The sequence below is a fragment of the Pimelobacter simplex genome (genome assembly GCF_900114845.1).
Taxonomy (GTDB): Bacteria; Actinomycetota; Actinomycetes; order Propionibacteriales; family Nocardioidaceae; genus Nocardioides; species Nocardioides simplex.
The window spans coordinates 692102-707819 of record NZ_FOUK01000002.1; the positions used below are offsets into that span (position 1 = coordinate 692102).

A 15718-nucleotide genomic window follows, 5' to 3' on the forward strand; every position below is an offset into this window, starting at 1 on the left:
CTCCATGGTCCCTGGCGCGTCCAAGGGCCGGTCACCACGTCCCGCCCATTGGACCGCCGCCCGGTGCGTGGCGGGCGCCCTACCAGCGAGTAGGCTCACGGGCGTGGTGACCGAGCAGTTCGACCTGGACGAGACGCGACCGCGCGGCGTGCGCCTGCCCCGCCGTGAGCGACGTGCGCAGCTGCTGGCCGCAGCGCTCGAGGTCTTCGTCGCGCAGGGCTACCACGCGGCGGCGATGGACGACATCGCCGAGCGCGCGGGCGTCTCCAAGCCGGTGCTCTACCAGCACTTCCCCGGCAAGCTCGAGCTCTACCTCGCCATCCTCGACGCCGCGTGCGACTCGATCATCGCCAACTGCCGCGAGGCGCTGGAGTCCACGCAGGACAACAAGCAGCGCGTGGCCGCCGCGATCGACGCCTTCTACGCATACGTCGGCCACGACACCGGCGCCTTCCGCCTGGTCTTCGAGTCCGACCTCACCAACGAGCCCGCGGTCCGCGGTCACGTCGACCGGGTCACCACCGAGTGCGCCGCGATGATCGCCACGGTGATCAAGGAGGACACCGGCCTGCCGGCCTCGGCCTCCCAGCTCCTCGCCGTCTCCCTGGTGGGAATGGCGCAGGTGAGCGCGCGGTTCTGGCTCACCGAGGCCGAGAGCGGCCTGGCCGACCTGACGCGCGACCAGGCCACGGCGCTGGTGGCGGGCCTGGCGTGGCGCGGCATCCGCGGCTACCCGCTCAATGACTAGGCTTTGAGCCGTCCCCACGAACCAGGAGTGTGACCATGACCGTCGAGGTCAAGATCGGTGTCCAGCAGACCGCCCGCGAGCTCGTCATCGAGACCGACGAGTCCAACGAGTCCGTGGCCGCGCAGGTCAAGGAGGCACTCACCAGCGGTGACGGCGTCCTCACCCTGACCGACACCAAGGGCAAGGTCACCGTCGTCGCCGCCGCCAAGCTCGCCTACGTCGAGATCGGCCGCAGCACCGCGGGCCAGGTCGGCTTCCGCAGCTGAGGGAACTCCGGCGCCCCTCCCCGGCGTTGAAGAAGCAGGACCAGGGAGGTGAGCGTCGTGATCCAGTTCCGCTTCGACGCGCGCAGCGACACCGGCCGGGTGCGCACCAACAACGAGGACGCCGGCTTCGCCGGGCCCTACCTGCTCTGCGTGGCCGACGGCGTCGGCGGTGCGGCGGCCGGTGAGGTCGCCTCGGCGACCACGACGTACGTCGTCAGCGCCCGGGCGCTCGCCCATCCCGGCCACGAGCCCGGCCGGCTGCTCAGCGCGGCCGCCCGCGAGGCGCACGCGCAGCTCGCGGCCGGCGTCGCCGCCGACCCGCGCCGGGTCGGCATGGCCACCACGCTGACCGCCGTCCTCACCGACGGCGTGCACACCGCGCTGGCCCAGGTCGGCGACTCGCGGGCCTACCTGCTGCGCGCCGGCGAGCTGACCCAGCTCAGCCACGACCAGACGCTCGTGCAGGAGATGGTCGACGCCGGTCGGCTCACGCCCGCGGAGGCCGCCGCGTCGCCGTACCGCAACGTGGTGCTGCACGCGATCGACGGCGAGAACCTCCCCGAGCCCGAGCTGCTGATGCTCGCGCTCCAGCCCGGCGACCGGCTGCTGCTGTGCAGCGACGGCGTGAGCGACGTCCTCTCCCCCGCGGCGCTGCAGATGCTGCTCGGCCTCGACTCGCGCAGCCGGGCGGCCGACCGGATCGTGCGCGCGGCCCTCGACGGCGGCAGCCGCGACAACGTCACCGCTATCGTCGCCGACGTCGTCGACGCGCCCGCCATCGCCGCCAACGGCATGGTGCTGGGTGCCGCGTTCGACCTGCACAACGTGGTCGATCCCACGGCGGTCCGGCCGTTGCGCTCCGCCTGAGTCCGTGCGGAGTCCTACACTGGAGGGGTGAGCGCCGAGCGGAGCTACGAGTACGCGCGCCTGTGGGTGCCGCTGTACGACGCCGCCGCGCTCACGGTCACCCGGCCCGTCTACCTCGTCGAGTCCGGTGACGGCTTCGAGGGCTTCGCTGCCGAGAAGAACACCACGCTGATGGGTCTCTTCAACGAGCTGGGCCGGAACGGTTGGCGGATCGAGGGCACGGCGCAGCGGATCAGCCACCCGTCCCCCGAGTTCCAGCTGCTCATCGACGCCACGCTCGACGAGGCCGACCACGCCGTCGCGCCCGACGAGGTCGCCCACGCGGTCGGCACCGGCGGCGACCCGGCCGGTGCGGTCACCGAGTTCGATGTCTACCCGATGCGCCGGCGCACTAGCTGAACAGGTCGCCGTACTCCTCGACCCGGGCGAGCACCTGGGACGGCGAGAACTGCTCGAGCCCGAGCGGGTCGTCGGCGCCGGCGGCCACCTCGTCCCAGTCGATCGGGGTCGCCACCTGGGGCCGTGTCGTCCCCCGCAGGGAGTAGGGCGCCACGGTGGTCTTCGAGCCCGCGTTCTGCGACCAGTCGAGGAAGACCTTCCCGCGGCGCCGGGCCTTGGTCATCGTGGCGGTGACCTGCTGGGGGTGGGCGGCGGCGAGCTCCTCGGCGATCTCCTTGGCGATCTCGCTCGTCTCGGACGACGGCAGCGCCTCGGCGAGTGGCGCGTAGAGGTGCAGTCCCTTGCTGCCGCTGGTGACCGGCAGGGCGTCGTACCCGCGCTCGGCGAGGGCCTCGCGCACCAGGAGCGCGACCTGGCAGCACTCGTGGAGGCCGGCGGGCTCGCCGGGGTCGAGGTCGATCACGATCCGGTCGGCGCCGACCGGATCGCCGTCGTCGTCGACGGTCCACTGGTGCACGTGCAGCTCGAGCGCGGCCAGGTTGACCGCCCAGACCAGGGTCGGGAGCTGGTCGATGATCGGGAAGACGAGGGTGTCGCCGTGCCGGCTCGGCCCGCGGCTGCCGGTGGTCGGCACCTCGGCGGTGCGCACCCAGCTGGGGGTTCCGGCCGGCGCGTTCTTCTCGAAGAAGCTCATGTCGCCGACGCCGTGCGGCCAGCGGATCCGGGTGACCGGGCGTCCCACCAGGTGCGGGATCAGGACGGGCGCGACCCGCACGTAGTAGTCGAGCACCTCGCCCTTGGTGGTGCCGGTGCTCGGGTAGAGCACCTTCTGGAGGTTGGTCAGCCGCATCGTGCGGCCCTCGACGTCGACGTGGACCTCGGTCTGGGGGTGCTCGGGCTTCTTCGGCATCACAGGTCCTCGGGGGTCAGGTCCGTGCGCACGCCCTGGTACGACGGCTGGCGCAGCCGCTGGTAGCCCAGGCCGTGGGTGTCGACGTCGATCACGACGACCGGCTCGACCCAGGTGGTGCCGGTGGCGTCCTCGCGGGGGACGTCGTCGGCGAAGGGGGTCGCGCCCCGGGCGAGCGGGGCGAGCAGCTCGGTGAGCGCACGTGACTGCTTGGGCCCGATGCCGCTGCCGACCCGGCCCCGGTAGAGCAGCCCGTCGGGCCCCGGCTCGCCGACGAGCAGCGCCGCGAGCCGGTCGCTGGTGCCGACCTGCGGGCGCCAGCCGCCGATCACGTACGAGCCCCGGTGCCGGTGGGCGAGCTTGAGCCAGTGCTGGCTGCGCTCCCCCGGCCGGTAGACCGAGTCGCGACGCTTGCTGACGATGCCCTCGAGCCCCTGCGCCCGGGTGGCCTGGTGGAGCATGGCGCCGTCGTCGTACTCGGCGGGGACCTGCCAGCCCGCCGCAGCGAGGTCGAGCTCGCCGAGCCGGCGGCGGCGCTCGTGCAGCGGCAGCGGGCACAGGTCCTCGCCGTCGAGCCGGAGCAGGTCGAAGACCATGTAGGTGGCCGGGATCCGGGCGGCGAGGCGGGCGACGGTGGCGGCCTTGCGGACGTGCATCCGGTCGGCGAGGACCCGGAAGTCGGGCACCCCGCGCTCGTTGAGCGCGATGATCTCGCCGTCGACGACGAGGTCGCGCACGCCGGACGGCGGCGTCTGCAGCTCGGGCCAGGCCGGCGTGATCCGGTTGCCGTTGCGGCTGGTCAGCGTGACCGCGCCGGCGGCGACGGCGCCGAGCGCACGGACGCCGTCCCACTTGACCTCGTGGCACCACTCCTCGCCGGGCGGCACGTGGGTGCCCGGGGTCGCGAGCATCGGGAGCAGGTCGGGCACAGCGCCCATCATGCCCGCATCCGGTCGACCACGTGCTCGGCGATGGCGAGGCTCGAGGTGGCGGCCGGGGAGGGCGCGTTGCGGACGCTGGTGACGCCGTCGGAGTGGTCGATGCGGAAGTCGTCGACCAGTGTCCCGTCACGCTCGACCGCCTGGGCGCGGACGCCGAAGCCGCGGCGGGTGACGTCGGCGACGCCGATCTCGGGGACGTAGCGGCGGGCGTCGCGCAGGTAGGCGCGGACCGACAGCGAGCCGCGGACCTCGCGGACGCCGGTGCGCCAGTGCTGGGCCGCCATCCGCCAGAAGCCCGGCCAGGCGGCGGCGCTGGCGAGGTCGGCGAGGCTGACCGACGAGCGGCGGTAGGCGTCGCGGTGGGGCGCGAGGACGGCGTTGGGGCCGACCTCGAGCGAGCCGTCGACGCGGCGGGTGAAGTGGACGCCGAGGAAGGGGTAGCGCGGGTCGGGGACGGGGTAGACCATGCCGCGCACGAGGTCCTGCTTGGCCGGTGCGACGGCGAGGTACTCCCCGCGGAACGGCAGGATCCGCGGCTCGGCGCCGCCGCCGGCGAGCCGCCCGAGCCGGTCGGCCTGGAGGCCGCCGCAGAGCACCACGCGGTCGACGTCGTGGGAGGTGGCGCCGGCCCGGAGGCGGACTCCCCCGCTGATCCGGTCGATCCCGGTGACCGGCGTGGACAGCAGCACCCGGCCACCGGCGGCGGTGATCTCGCGGGCGAGCTGCTCGGCGACCGCGACGTAGTCGGTGATCGCCGTCCGGGGCGAGTGGAGGGCGGCGAGTCCGGCGGCGTGCGGCTCGACGTCGCGCAGGGCGGCCGGGTCGAGGCGGCGCAGGCCGGGCACGGCGTTCTCGCGGGCGGTGCGCTCGAGCGTGTCGAAGCGGCCGAGCTCGGCGGGGTCGACGGCGACGACGACCTTGCCGCACTCGTCGTACGGGAGGGCGTGCTCGGCGCAGTAGTCGCGCAGCAGGTCGCGGCCGCGGGTGCACAGCTCGGCCTTGAGGCTGCCGGGCCGGTAGTAGATGCCCGCGTGGACCACGCCGGAGTTGTGGCCGGTCTGGTGGGCGCCGACCCGGTCCTCCTTCTCGAGGACCGTCACCTCGGCCCCCGGGCGGCGCCGGAGCAGCTCCCGGGCCACCGCCAGTCCCACGATCCCGCCGCCGACGATGCCGATGCGCTGCTCCACGCCGCCATCGTCTCAGGCACCGGTGTCGGCCGTGCAGCGTAGGCTGACCGCATGCGTGCGATCTGGAAGGGTGCCGTCTCGTTCGGCCTCGTCAGCGTCCCGGTCAAGCTCTACAGCGCGACCGAGAGCCACGACGTCTCGTTCCGGCAGGTCCACGCCAAGGACGGCGGCCGGATCAAGTACCAGCGGGTGTGCTCGATCGACGGTGAGGAGGTGCCGTACTCCGACATCGCCAAGGGGTACGAGACCGAGGACGGCGAGATGGTCATCCTCACCGACGACGACCTGGCCAACCTGCCGATGACCTCCTCGCGCGAGATCGCGGTCGAGAAGTTCGTGCCGAGCGACCAGATCGACCCGCTGCTGTTCGAGAAGTCCTACTACCTCGAGCCCGAGAAGACCGGCGCCAAGCCCTACGCGCTGCTGCGCCAGGCGCTGCTCGAGGCCGACCGCATGGCGGTCGTGACGGTGGCGCTGCGCCAGCGGGTGACCACGGCCGTGCTGCGCGTGCGCGACGACGTGATCGTGCTCCAGACGATGATGTGGCCCGACGAGATCCGCACCCCCGACTTCAGCATCGAGACCGGCGAGATCAAGGACGCCGAGGTCAAGATGGCGCAGATGCTGGTCGAGACGCTCTCGGGCGACTTCGACCCCGACGAGTTCGAGGACGACTACGCCGACGCGGTGCAGTCGGTGGTCAAGGCCAAGATCGAGGGCGGCGAGGTGCAGCGCACCGAGACGTCCGCCAAGACCGGCGGCGAGGTCGTCGACCTGCTCGCGGCGCTGCAGCGCTCGGTCGAGGCGGCCAAGACCTCGCGCGGCGAGAGCGACGACAAGCCGGCCGCGAAGAAGACCGCAGCCAAGAAGACGGCCAAGAAGGCGCCTGCCAAGAAGGCTGCGGCCAAGAAGACCACCGCGAAGAAGACGGCGGCCAAGAAGACCGCCAAGAAGGCGAGCTAGTCCGCCTCGTTCTCGGCCTTCTCGATCAGGTCCTTGACGACGTCGATCGAGCGGATCCGGCCGCTGGTGACGGTCGAGCCCTGGTCGGCGAACAGCGAGGTCGGGATGCCAATCAGCTCGCCGTCGCTGTTGATCGCCATGCCGCCGGAGTTGCCGGGCGCGATCCGGGCATCGGTGTCGAGCTCGGAGCGGGGGCCCAGCTCGGGGTCGTTGAGCACGGTCGAGATGACGCCGGTGGTCACCGTGATGGACTCGCCCGAGCCGGCCACGGCCGGGAAGCCGAGCACGGTGACGCTGTCGCCGGCCCGCAGGTCGCCCGAGCTGCCGATCGGCACCGTGGGCAGGTCGAGCTTGCCGGTGAGGTCGTTGCCCTGCGCGTCGGCGTAGATCTGGACGACGGCGACGTCGAGGTTGCCGTCGGCCTCGACCACCCGGGCCCGGTAGGCCGCGGGGGCGTTGGTGTCGGTCATGCCGTCGGTCAGCGAGATGAGGAGGTAGTCGGGGTCGGCGATGCGCTCGGCCGAGCCGTACTTCTCGGTGAGGCCGGGTGCCTCGGGAGCGGCGACGTGGGCGTTGGTGAGGATCAGGCCGTCGGAGCGGATGATCGAGCCGGAGCCGTGGTAGGTGCCGATCCGGCTCGGGTCGTCGAGCAGGTGGCTGTCGGCGGTGATCTTGACCGTGGCGGCCTTCGCCGCGTCGAGCGCGTCGACCCGGTTGCCGGAGGTGGGGGCGGCGGGGTCGTCGCGGCCGAGCAGCCAGGCTGTCGTCCCGATGCCGGCGACGAGGACGACCGCGGCGACGATCGCGCCGATCACCAGGAGCCGCTTGCCGAGCCGGCGCCGCGCGATCCGGCGCTCCTCCTCGGCGGCGGAGAGGATCGGGACCAGGGTGAGCTCGGGGCCGGCGACCGGGTGGCCCAGGCGCAGCGAGAGCCGCTCGTCGAAGGTCCGGTTGGTGACCCGGCGGCCGTCGTCGAAGGTGCCCTCGTTGGAGAGGTTGGTGTAGGTCCAGCCGCCGGCGACGGGGTCGACCCGGCCGTGCACCCGCGAGCAGGCGGGGTCGCCGATGACGACCGTGCAGTCGCTGCGGCGTCCGATCGTGATCTGCATCGGGTGCCGGAAGCGGTGCTCGCGGCCCTCGGCGACGACGAGCAGGTCGGGGCCGCTGCGCGGCGGGACCGGTCCCGCCGGGCCGGGCGCGCCGGCGGGGCGCTGCGGCATCGCGAGCACCTGGGTGGCGTCGTTGCCCGCGATCGCCGGCGGGAGGCCGGGAGCGGCCGCCGGGCGGGCGCCGGGCGGCGGCGGGGGCGCGTTGGGGGGCGGCGGCGGAGGCGGGGCGAACGCCGGCGGCCGGGTCGGCTCGTCGACGAGGACGGCGGGCGGCTCGACCGGCACCTCGGCCGGCGTGCGCGGGGTGGCCGCGGCGATGTCGTACTCGGCGGCCGGGACGAGCACCAGGCTGGCGCCGGCCGCGGGCGGGCCGCAGCGGACCTCGATCCGGGTCTCGACGGGGTACTCGGTGATCCGCTCACCCTCGACGTAGGTGCCGAACTGGCTGCCCTGGTCGACGAGCACCCAGCCGTAGTCGGAGGCGTGCAGCTCGGCGTGCTGGCGCGAGACGGAGCCGGCGGTGAGCACGACGTCGGCCTCGATCGCCCGCCCGATGCGGTAGACCGGCTTCCCCTCGAGACGGAGGACCCGACCCTCGACCTCGACCACCAGACCTGCCATGCGGTTCACCCTAGGCCCGCGGCCGGCGCCGACGGACGGCGCACCTGCACCGTGGCGTCGCGGATCTGGATCCGGGCGCCCTCGACCAGCTCGATGGTGCGGTCGGGCTCGAGCAGGAAGTTCTGCCCGCCGGGGTAGGCCACCGGCCAGGAGAAGTCCGAGGCGTTGTGCAGTCCCCAGCGGTCGGGCGCCGACGGGTGACGTCGTACGTCGGCGAGGACCGTGGGGTGGTCGATGCCGGAGGTCAGGTGGTCGGAGCGGATCGTCGTCTGCGGGCCGACGGCGAGCGTGCGCCGCCCGATCGAGAGCAGGTACGGCGGCCGCACCTGCGTGCGGTCCTGCCAGCAGGTCACGGTGTCGTCGCCGGGGCTCCAGAAGTTGGTGGTGCCGCAGGTGGGGCAGGCGAGCATGCCGTCGCGCAGCCGGTCCATCGCCTTGATCCACTGCCCCTCGGTGACCCGCGCGCCGGGGTTGTCGAGCCCGTCGCCGAAGGCCTGCACGAAGAGGTCGCGCAGGAACTGGGGGTAGATGTTCCAGTACTGCTGGACGATCTGGGCCGGCCGGTTCTCGGGGTTCGCCGGGTGCATGCAGAACAGCGGGTCGGTGCCGAAGTGGGTCATCAGCCAGTGCGCGTCGCGCATGCCGGTGTCGGTGCGCGCGCCTTCGAGCGGGTGGCCGAGGAAGAGCGCGTAGAACAGCAGCACGGCGAGCGAGTGCCGGTCGGTGTCGGTGTTGGGCAGCGTGCGGTAGGTGGTGTCGCGGACCACCTCGGGCGCCATGAAGTACGGCGTGCCGAGCACCCGGCCGGTGCCGTTGTCGATGCCCACGTTGTCGTTGTCGCAGATCAGGACGTCGCCGTTGGCGGGGTCGAAGAAGACGTTGCCGAAGGAGATGTCGCGGTAGCACAGCCCGCGGGCGTGGAGCCGCAGGAAGCTGTAGCTCAGCTGGCGGCACAGCTCGATGATCGAGGCGAACGAGACGTCGAGCGGCCGGCCCTCGCGGTCGGCGTTGAGGAGCAGGAAGCTCAGCTCGAGGAAGCGCTGGTGGCGCAGGTGCATGACGTAGCCGAAGCTCGGCTCGGTGCCGACCCGGGCCATGCTGAGCGGCCAGAGGAAGCGCTCGTGCGGGGAGCCGATCTCGACGAGCTGCTGCATCTCGTCGTACTGCTGGGCGGTGGCGCTCTCGGGCTTGTACCACTTGAGCGCGAGCGGCTCGCCCGAGTCGCGGCGCACCTCGAAGACGTAGCCCTGCCCGCCCTGCCCGAGCAGCGACGTCACGCGGGCCCGCCCCAACGGGCCGAGGTCCACCTCGACACCCTCTGCCAGCACCATGGGGCTGCCCGACCTCCGTCTTCCCGACCGTTTTCTCGACTCCGAACCTGCGTGACAGGCTATAACCTCGTCAGAACGGGGATAGTTGAAACCTGACGACTCCCATTGCTGACGAAAGAGAGGGCCGTGATGAGCGATCGGCTCGGTGGCGCCCTGGCGCGCAAGCCGCTGCACTTCATCTTCGTGCTCGACGTCTCGGGCTCGATGCTGCGCGGCGGGCGCATCCAGGCGCTCAACAACGCCATCACCGAGGTCCTCCCCCACCTCAAGGACGAGGCGCGCGCCAACCCGCACGCCGAGCTCCTCATCCGGGTGCTGGCCTTCGCCAACGAGCCGCAGTGGATCATCGAGGAGCCGACGCCGGTCGACCAGATCCACTGGAAGCGCCTCGAGGCCGTCCCGCGGGGCTTCACCGAGCTGGGCAGCGCGCTCCAGACGCTCGCCGGCGCCCTCGACCACCTCGACGAGACCAAGAGCGCCTTCCCGCCCGCCATCATCCTCGTCTCCGACGGCCGGCCCACCCAGAGCAGCGGCGTCACCTTCGCCGAGGGCCTGCAGGCCCTGCTCAACAACAAGTGGGGCGCGACCGCCGTCCGGCTCGCGCTCGGCGTGGGCCGCGACGCCGACATGCACTCGATGCGCCGCTTCATCGGCGACGAGGACGTGCCGCTGCTGCGCGCGGACAACCCCGAGCAGCTGGTCGAGTACATCGTGTGGGCGTCCAAGGCGGCCAGCAAGGTCGCCTCGCGCCCGGTGGTCGGCCCCGCCACCGGCGTCCCCGCCGCACCCCCGAGCCCGATCGGTGACCCGATCTGGAGCACCCTCGGATGACCCAGCCCCCGTTCGACGGGCGGCGCCCCGAGATCGACCGGCCGGCCGACGTCGGGCCCACCTGGACGACGCTGGCCGACACCCGGATCGGGTCGGTCCACGTGCGCGACCAGCTGCCGATCCAGGACGCCGTGCTCACCTGGAACGACCACGCGCTGGGCCACGCGGTCGTCGCCGTCGCCGACGGGCACGGCCACCGGCTGCACTTCCGCAGCGACACCGGCGCCGCGCTCGCCGTCATCAGTGCGGTCGAGGAGCTGCGCCGGGTGCTGCCCGAGCTGCGTCCGGGCGACCCCGACGCCGCGCACGACGCCGTACGCCGGGCGGGGGCGGCGCTCGTCGCCACCTGGACCGCGAAGGTCGAGCACCACCTCGCCGCCAACCCGTACTCCCCCGCCGAGGAGGAGATCGGCGCCGCCGCCGACCCGCTGCGCGCCTACGGCTCCACGATCCTGGCCGCCGCGGCGACGCCGGACCTGCTCGTCTTCGTCCAGATCGGCGACGGCGACTCCGTTCTCGTCTCGGCCGACGGCGTCGCCTCGCGGCCGCTGCCCGAGGACCCGGACCTCGACGGGCTGCACACGACCTCGCTGTGCCAGCCGCGCCCCCTCGACGCGTTGCGGGTGTCCGTGGTCGGCGCCGGCGGCGACGAGGTCGCCCTCGTCTTCCTGTGCACCGACGGCTTCGGGCGCTCCCGGGTCGACGCCGACGGCTGGTGGCGCCAGACCGGCGAGCAGCTGGTCGAGTTCATCCGCGACCGCGGCCTGGGCTGGGTGCGCGAGCAGCTGCCCGAGTGGCTCGCCGAGCCCGCCGAGATCGGCGGCGACGACACGACGATGGCGCTGCTGGTGCGCTCCGACGTCGCCGGGATCAGCCGGCCCGACCTCGCCGACACCGTGCCGGTCCCCGACGCGCCCGACGACGCTGCCGGGGGCTGAGCCACCGGCTCAGTCGCTGGGCCACCACTTCTCGAGCTTGCTCAGGTTGCCCTGGAAGTTCCAGGCGACGCCGTAGCAGTTGCAGTCGTCCTTGTTCCAGTCCCAGTAGACCGTCGCCGTGCCGTCGTCGAGGTAGGCGTAGTAGGCACCCTCGGCCTCGCCCTCGTCGAAGCGCCAGGTACCGCCGTTGCCCTTCTTGGCGGCCTCGTCGTACTTGTTCTTGTAGTACTTGCGGTCGGCGCGCAGCTCCTTGCGGGTGCGGTAGCGGCCGACGTTGACGGCGACGCCGTCGACCCCGGACTCGCACTTGCTCTCCTCGGTCTCGCCCGTGAAGAAGGTCCGCTGCCGGGTGCAGGTGGCGACGTCCATGTTGATGTCGATGAACTCGCGCAGCGTCTCGTTGGCCGGCGTGGTCGGCTCGGAGACCCGCGGCGACGTTGCCTTGTAGTGCTTGACCAGGTCGTCGGCGCTCGCGCCGGACGCGCCGGTCAGGGTCGCCGACTGGAGGCTGCCCTTGCTGTCCCAGTAGACGACGGCGGGGTCGCTGGTGCCGGCGCGCTCGGGGTCGAGCTCGTAGAGCGCGGTGGCGCCGTTGTCGGCGGTCAGCGTGCCGGCGCTGTAGTCGAGCCGGCCGCTGCGGGCCGTGGTGAGGGACGCGTCGTCGTCGTAGGTGACCAGGCGCAGGGTGCCGGCGCTGACGGCGCACTGCACCACCTCGGCCTGGCCGGCGCCGGGCTCCTCGGCCTTGCAGCCGGAGGCACCCTCGGTCATCTTCGCCGACAGCGCGTTGTAGCGGTCGTCGATGGCAGCGGGCTCGACGTCGACCTTCGGGCCCTCGTCGGACGTGCTGCTCGTCGGGTCCTTCTTGGCGCTCGGGTCGTCGTCGCCGCCCGCGGCGAGGACGACGGCCGTGACGCCGCCGGCGACCAGCACCACGCCGGCCACGGACGCCGCGACCCACACGCCGGTGCGCTTCTGGCGGGGCGCGGCGGGCGGCGCGGTGAAGGCCGCGGGCTGCTGGTAGGCCGGGACGCCGTACGCGGGCGGGGGTTGCGGCGCGGACGGCTGCGGCGCGGACGGCTGGGGTGCGGCGGGCTGCGGCCAGGCGGTCTGCGGCAGCGGCGAGGCGATCGGCGGGCCCGTGGGCGGCGGGGGCGGCAGGCCGGGCGCCGACGGCCGACCCGAGCGGTAGCGCAGCACGACGGCCGCGGGCACCTTGCCGACGGCGTAGCCCAGCACGGCGGCGGCCCAGCTCGCGGCGGCCTGGTCGGCGCCGCCGCGGTTGCGGGCGAGCCGGAGGCCGGCCTCCTCGACCGCGCGGCCGGCGTCGGCGCCGCCGTCGATCATGGCGACCAGCGGGTTGAGCGCGTCGAAGCGGACGGCGTCGACGAGCAGGTTGATGTCGCCGGTGCTGGCCTGGTCCTCGGCGAGCACGTCGTCGAGGACGCCGCGGAAGCCGGTCGCGTCGTCGAGGATCGAGCGGCCGTGGGCGGCGACCAGCTCGCGCAGCGCTTCGTGGAGCTCCATCGGCAGCCTCAGACGGCCGCGCCGAGCTCGGCGACCAGGCCCGAGGAGCGGTCGGCCACCTCGGCGGCGGTCCGCGGCCGCGCGGCCACGTCGCTGTCGAGGCAGGCCCCGATCAGGGCGGCGGCCGAGGCCGGCAGGTCGGCGGACAGGGTGGGCTTCGAGGCCAGGATCGAGCGCACCAGCAGCAGCGGCTCGGTGCCGCGCAGCTCGCCGTAGACGCCCTTGCCGGTGATGGCGAAGTGGAGCGAGGCGCCGAGCGACCAGATGTCGCTGGCCCGGGAGGCCTGGGCACCCAGCATGATCGCGGGATCGGTGAACTCCAGGCCGATCTGGCCCAGACCGGTGGTGACCATGCCCGGCGAGAGCAGCTGGGACAGGCCCAGGTCGGCGAGCCGGCCGCCGTCGTCGGCCAGCAGGATGTTGGCCGGCTTGATGTCGCGGTGCGCGATCCCCCGCTCGTGCAGGGCGTGCGCGGCCAGCGCGGCGTCGCGCACGGCCGCGACCCGAGCGCCGGTGCCGAGGGAGACCTGGGGGCTCTCGAGCGAGCCCAGCGGCAGGAACTCCATGGCGTAGTAGAAGGCGCCACCGTGCCGGCCGGCGTCGTAGACGGCGACCAGACGGTCGGAGTCGGCCACGCTGAAGTGCTTGAGCTCGCGCGTGGCGCGGCGGAAGGCGTCGTCGGAGGTGGGACCAGCGATCACCTTGACCACGACCTCGGCGGCCGGGATCCCCAGGCGGGCAGGGGCCTTCGCCAGGTAGTTGGTGCCGTAGTTCGACTCGCCCAGCGGGCGGACGAACTCGTAGTCAGCGATTCCCTGCACGTGATCCTCCGGGTATGCGGCGCGACCTCCAGCATGTCACGGTGCCACCGCACGTGAACCCCGAAACCAGGCAATTTCACCGGCCTGGACCAGCAGCCTTCTCCTCGATTCAGGCAGCGGAGCAGGGGGTACCCGGTGTAGCGTCTCGGACGCATTCCACGACCTAGGAGGAACGTTGATCGACCCCTCTGCAGCATCCGTGGTGCCCACCACCGACCCGTCGACGTACCTGCCCGCGCAGCCGATCTCGGGTGACCTCACCGACCAGATGCTGCAGACGGACTTCTGGACCGACGACCTCGTCGCGGCGGCCGGCATCCCCATCGTCGACGTCCCGTTCGTCACCGTGGGTGGCGGCATCGGCTCGTTCGTCACCGTCGACTACCTGCGGATCGCAGGCGTGCCGACGTCGCAGATGCGCGTGCTCAGCACCCTGGACTTCCCCTGGCAGACCTACGAGTACCTCACCCGGGTCTCGCAGGTGCCGCGGCCGGAGCGGATCCGCTCCGACTCGGCCTCGCGACCCGACAACATCTGGGGCTTCCCGTCGTACGGCTTCGCCGAGGGGATGAAGAAGTTCGACCTCAAGGTGCTCTGGGGCCTGTTCAGCGAGCCGATCTTCTCCGACTACTACACGCCCAAGGCCGGCAACGTCTTCGAGCAGCTCGAGCGCGAGTCGAAGCGCATCGGGTACGACGAGATGCTCGTCAAGGGCCTCGTGCGGATCGTCCGGCGCCGGTACGGCGGCGGGTACTTCACGATCCTGACCCCACCGGAGGGCGCCTCGGCCACCAAGCGGGTGGCCTTCCGGTCGCAGTACGTGCACATCGCGGTGGGCTACCCGGGCCTGAAGTTCCTGCCCGAGCTGCAGAAGTACCGCACCGAGAACAACGACTACCGCCACATCGTCAACGCCTACGAGGCGCACGAGCACGTCTACGAGCGACTGGTCCAGACCCCTTCGACCGTTCTCGTGCGCGGTGGCGGGATCGTGGCCTCGCGGATCCTGCAGCGGCTGATGGACGACCGCGAGAAGCACGGCGCGCAGACGAACATCGTCCACCTCTTCCGGACCTACATCAACGGCACCAACGACGGCTACGGCAACGAGGGCGACCCGCGACCGGGCGGCGGCAAGACCCGGATCACCATGCGCCGGCGCGGTGGCAACGGCTGGGCCTACCAGGGCTTCAACTACCCGAAGTCCGTGTGGGGCGGCCAGCTCAAGGCACAGGTGCGCAAGCTCGACGGCGAGCAGCGCGCCGAGCTCTACAAGCGGATGGGCGGCACCAACACCCCCTGGCGCAAGAGCTGGCAGCGGCAGATGAACCAGGGCCGGGCCGAGGGCTGGTACCACTGCGTCGTCGGCACCGTCGACAGCATGGAGCCCAGCGGCGAGCGGATCCTCAACCAGGTCCGCACGGCGCAGGGCGTCGTCCCGGTCGAGGTCGACTTCGTCATCGACTGCACCGGCCTCGAGGCCGACATCGCCGAGCACCGCCTGCTCAAGGACCTCCTCGAGCACGGTGGCGCCAGCCGCAACCCGGTCGGCCGGCTCAACGTCGACCGCAACTTCGAGCTGATCGGCACGCAGTCCGGCGGGGGCGCGGTCTACGCGTCCGGGGCGACCACGCTGGGCGGCTACTTCCCCGGCGTCGACACCTTCCTGGGCCTGCAGGTGGCCGCCCAGGAGATCTACGGCGACCTGCAGAAGCGCGGCTTCTGCAAGCGGATCGGGCCGGTGCGCTCGACCGGGCAGTGGTGGAAGTGGCTGGCCGGGAGCGCCCCGTGAGCCGGACCGACCCGACGACCGAAGGAGCGCGCGCGTAATGCTGCCCACCCTCAACGGCAGGATCCAGACCCGGATCTTCATGCTCGTCGTTTTCGGCGGGCTGATCACGCTCGCCCTCACGCCGATCCTTCCGGGCGACCCGGACTACAAGACGACGTACCTGATCCTGGCGGCCGTGCTCGTGCTCGGCATCGTGTGGGAGCTGATCTACCACGTCATCCAGCAGTTCCGCTGGGAGAAGGACTGGCCCACCATGTTCGGGCTCATCACCGCGCTCAACGAGGGCGCGCTGGTGTGGCTGCTCGTCGACCTCGGCGCGGTGCCCGGCATCGACGGGGACACCGTGCCCTTCTGGGCGTTCTTCATCGACTTCTCCGTGATCTGGATCGTCGTCTGGATCTGGACCAACGGCCCGATGCGGGTGCCCTTCATCCGCTGGCGCTTCTTCGGCGGAAGGATCGTGTGAC

Annotated in this window: 16 protein-coding genes; 9 read left to right on the forward strand and 7 right to left on the reverse strand. The window is 72.4% G+C overall.

The annotated features are described in order from the left end of the window. Window positions 1-103: 103 nt before the first annotated feature. From BM223_RS10855 to BM223_RS10870, 4 genes are read left to right on the forward strand one after another with little or no spacing between them, the layout of a single operon-like run. On the forward strand, window positions 104-748 hold the full coding sequence (locus tag BM223_RS10855; RefSeq protein ID WP_235319220.1) for a TetR/AcrR family transcriptional regulator: 645 nt from the start codon (window positions 104-106) through the stop codon (window positions 746-748). A 35-nt stretch (window positions 749-783) separates the two neighbouring features. Continuing rightward, window positions 784-1014 (forward strand): DUF3107 domain-containing protein, encoded by a 231-nt coding sequence (locus tag BM223_RS10860; RefSeq protein ID WP_038677864.1) that lies wholly within the window; start codon window positions 784-786, stop codon window positions 1012-1014. 48 nt (window positions 1015-1062) lie between these two features. Next, a complete protein-coding gene (locus BM223_RS10865) occupies window positions 1063-1881 on the forward strand; it encodes a PP2C family protein-serine/threonine phosphatase (protein ID WP_052138408.1) in 819 nt (272 codons plus the stop codon). A gap of 27 nt (window positions 1882-1908) precedes the next feature. Further along, entirely contained in the window at window positions 1909-2280 is a 372-nt protein-coding gene (locus tag BM223_RS10870; RefSeq protein ID WP_038677862.1) for a hypothetical protein, read from the forward strand. On the opposite strand, the gene ligD (BM223_RS10875) is transcribed toward BM223_RS10870, so the two are convergent. From ligD (BM223_RS10875) to lhgO, 3 genes are read right to left on the reverse strand one after another with little or no spacing between them, the layout of a single operon-like run. After that, the gene (ligD, locus tag BM223_RS10875) at window positions 2273-3190 is read right to left on the reverse strand and encodes a non-homologous end-joining DNA ligase (protein WP_038677861.1); all 918 of its coding nucleotides are present in this window, start codon (window positions 3188-3190) and stop codon (window positions 2273-2275) included. The two genes, BM223_RS10870 and ligD (BM223_RS10875), sit on opposite strands and share 8 nt — an antisense overlap. Then, entirely contained in the window at window positions 3190-4119 is a 930-nt protein-coding gene (gene ligD, locus BM223_RS10880; protein WP_371861499.1) for a non-homologous end-joining DNA ligase, read from the reverse strand. Before ligD (BM223_RS10880) ends, ligD (BM223_RS10875) begins: the two co-directional genes overlap by 1 nt. 8 nt (window positions 4120-4127) lie before the next feature. Continuing rightward, window positions 4128-5318 carry an L-2-hydroxyglutarate oxidase gene (gene lhgO / locus BM223_RS10885; protein ID WP_038677858.1) on the reverse strand — a complete coding sequence of 397 codons (1191 nt, stop codon included), beginning with the start codon at window positions 5316-5318 and terminating at the stop codon, window positions 4128-4130. 51 nt (window positions 5319-5369) lie between these two features. Here lhgO and ku point away from each other — a divergent pair, with 51 nt between their 5' ends. Then, a complete protein-coding gene (gene ku / locus BM223_RS10890; protein WP_038677857.1) occupies window positions 5370-6281 on the forward strand; it encodes a non-homologous end joining protein Ku in 912 nt (303 codons plus the stop codon). Here the strand turns inward: ku and BM223_RS10895 are convergent. Then, window positions 6278-8011 (reverse strand): FHA domain-containing protein, encoded by a 1734-nt coding sequence (locus BM223_RS10895; RefSeq protein WP_143128555.1) that lies wholly within the window; start codon window positions 8009-8011, stop codon window positions 6278-6280. The two genes, ku and BM223_RS10895, sit on opposite strands and share 4 nt — an antisense overlap. A 5-nt stretch (window positions 8012-8016) precedes the next feature. Next, window positions 8017-9342 (reverse strand): protein kinase domain-containing protein, encoded by a 1326-nt coding sequence (locus tag BM223_RS10900; RefSeq protein ID WP_052138406.1) that lies wholly within the window; start codon window positions 9340-9342, stop codon window positions 8017-8019. Window positions 9343-9471: 129 nt separating this feature from the next. On the opposite strand from BM223_RS10900, the gene BM223_RS10905 reads away from it, so the two are divergent. Then, a complete protein-coding gene (locus BM223_RS10905; protein WP_038677854.1) occupies window positions 9472-10173 on the forward strand; it encodes a vWA domain-containing protein in 702 nt (233 codons plus the stop codon). Further along, a complete protein-coding gene (locus tag BM223_RS10910) occupies window positions 10170-11111 on the forward strand; it encodes a protein phosphatase 2C domain-containing protein (RefSeq protein WP_038677853.1) in 942 nt (313 codons plus the stop codon). The genes BM223_RS10905 and BM223_RS10910 overlap by 4 nt, the downstream gene beginning before the upstream one ends. A gap of 9 nt (window positions 11112-11120) precedes the next feature. Here BM223_RS10910 and BM223_RS10915 read toward each other — a convergent pair whose 3' ends face one another. Beyond that, complete coding sequence (locus BM223_RS10915) at window positions 11121-12638, reverse strand: hypothetical protein (RefSeq protein WP_038677851.1); 1518 nt, start codon at window positions 12636-12638, stop codon at window positions 11121-11123. 8 nt (window positions 12639-12646) lie between these two features. Beyond that, window positions 12647-13459, reverse strand: a complete 813-nt coding sequence (locus tag BM223_RS10920) for a protein kinase domain-containing protein (protein WP_038677850.1) — start codon at window positions 13457-13459, stop codon at window positions 12647-12649. A gap of 202 nt (window positions 13460-13661) precedes the next feature. Here BM223_RS10920 and BM223_RS10925 point away from each other — a divergent pair, with 202 nt between their 5' ends. Together BM223_RS10925 and BM223_RS10930 are read left to right on the forward strand one after the other, a co-directional pair. Continuing rightward, window positions 13662-15251, forward strand: a complete 1590-nt coding sequence (locus BM223_RS10925; protein WP_200887096.1) for an FAD/NAD(P)-binding protein — start codon at window positions 13662-13664, stop codon at window positions 15249-15251. 37 nt (window positions 15252-15288) lie between these two features. Next, window positions 15289-15717: a hypothetical protein gene (locus BM223_RS10930; protein WP_038677849.1), complete on the forward strand. Its 429-nt coding sequence runs from the start codon at window positions 15289-15291 to the stop codon at window positions 15715-15717. The last annotated feature ends 1 nt before the right edge of the window (window position 15718 follow it).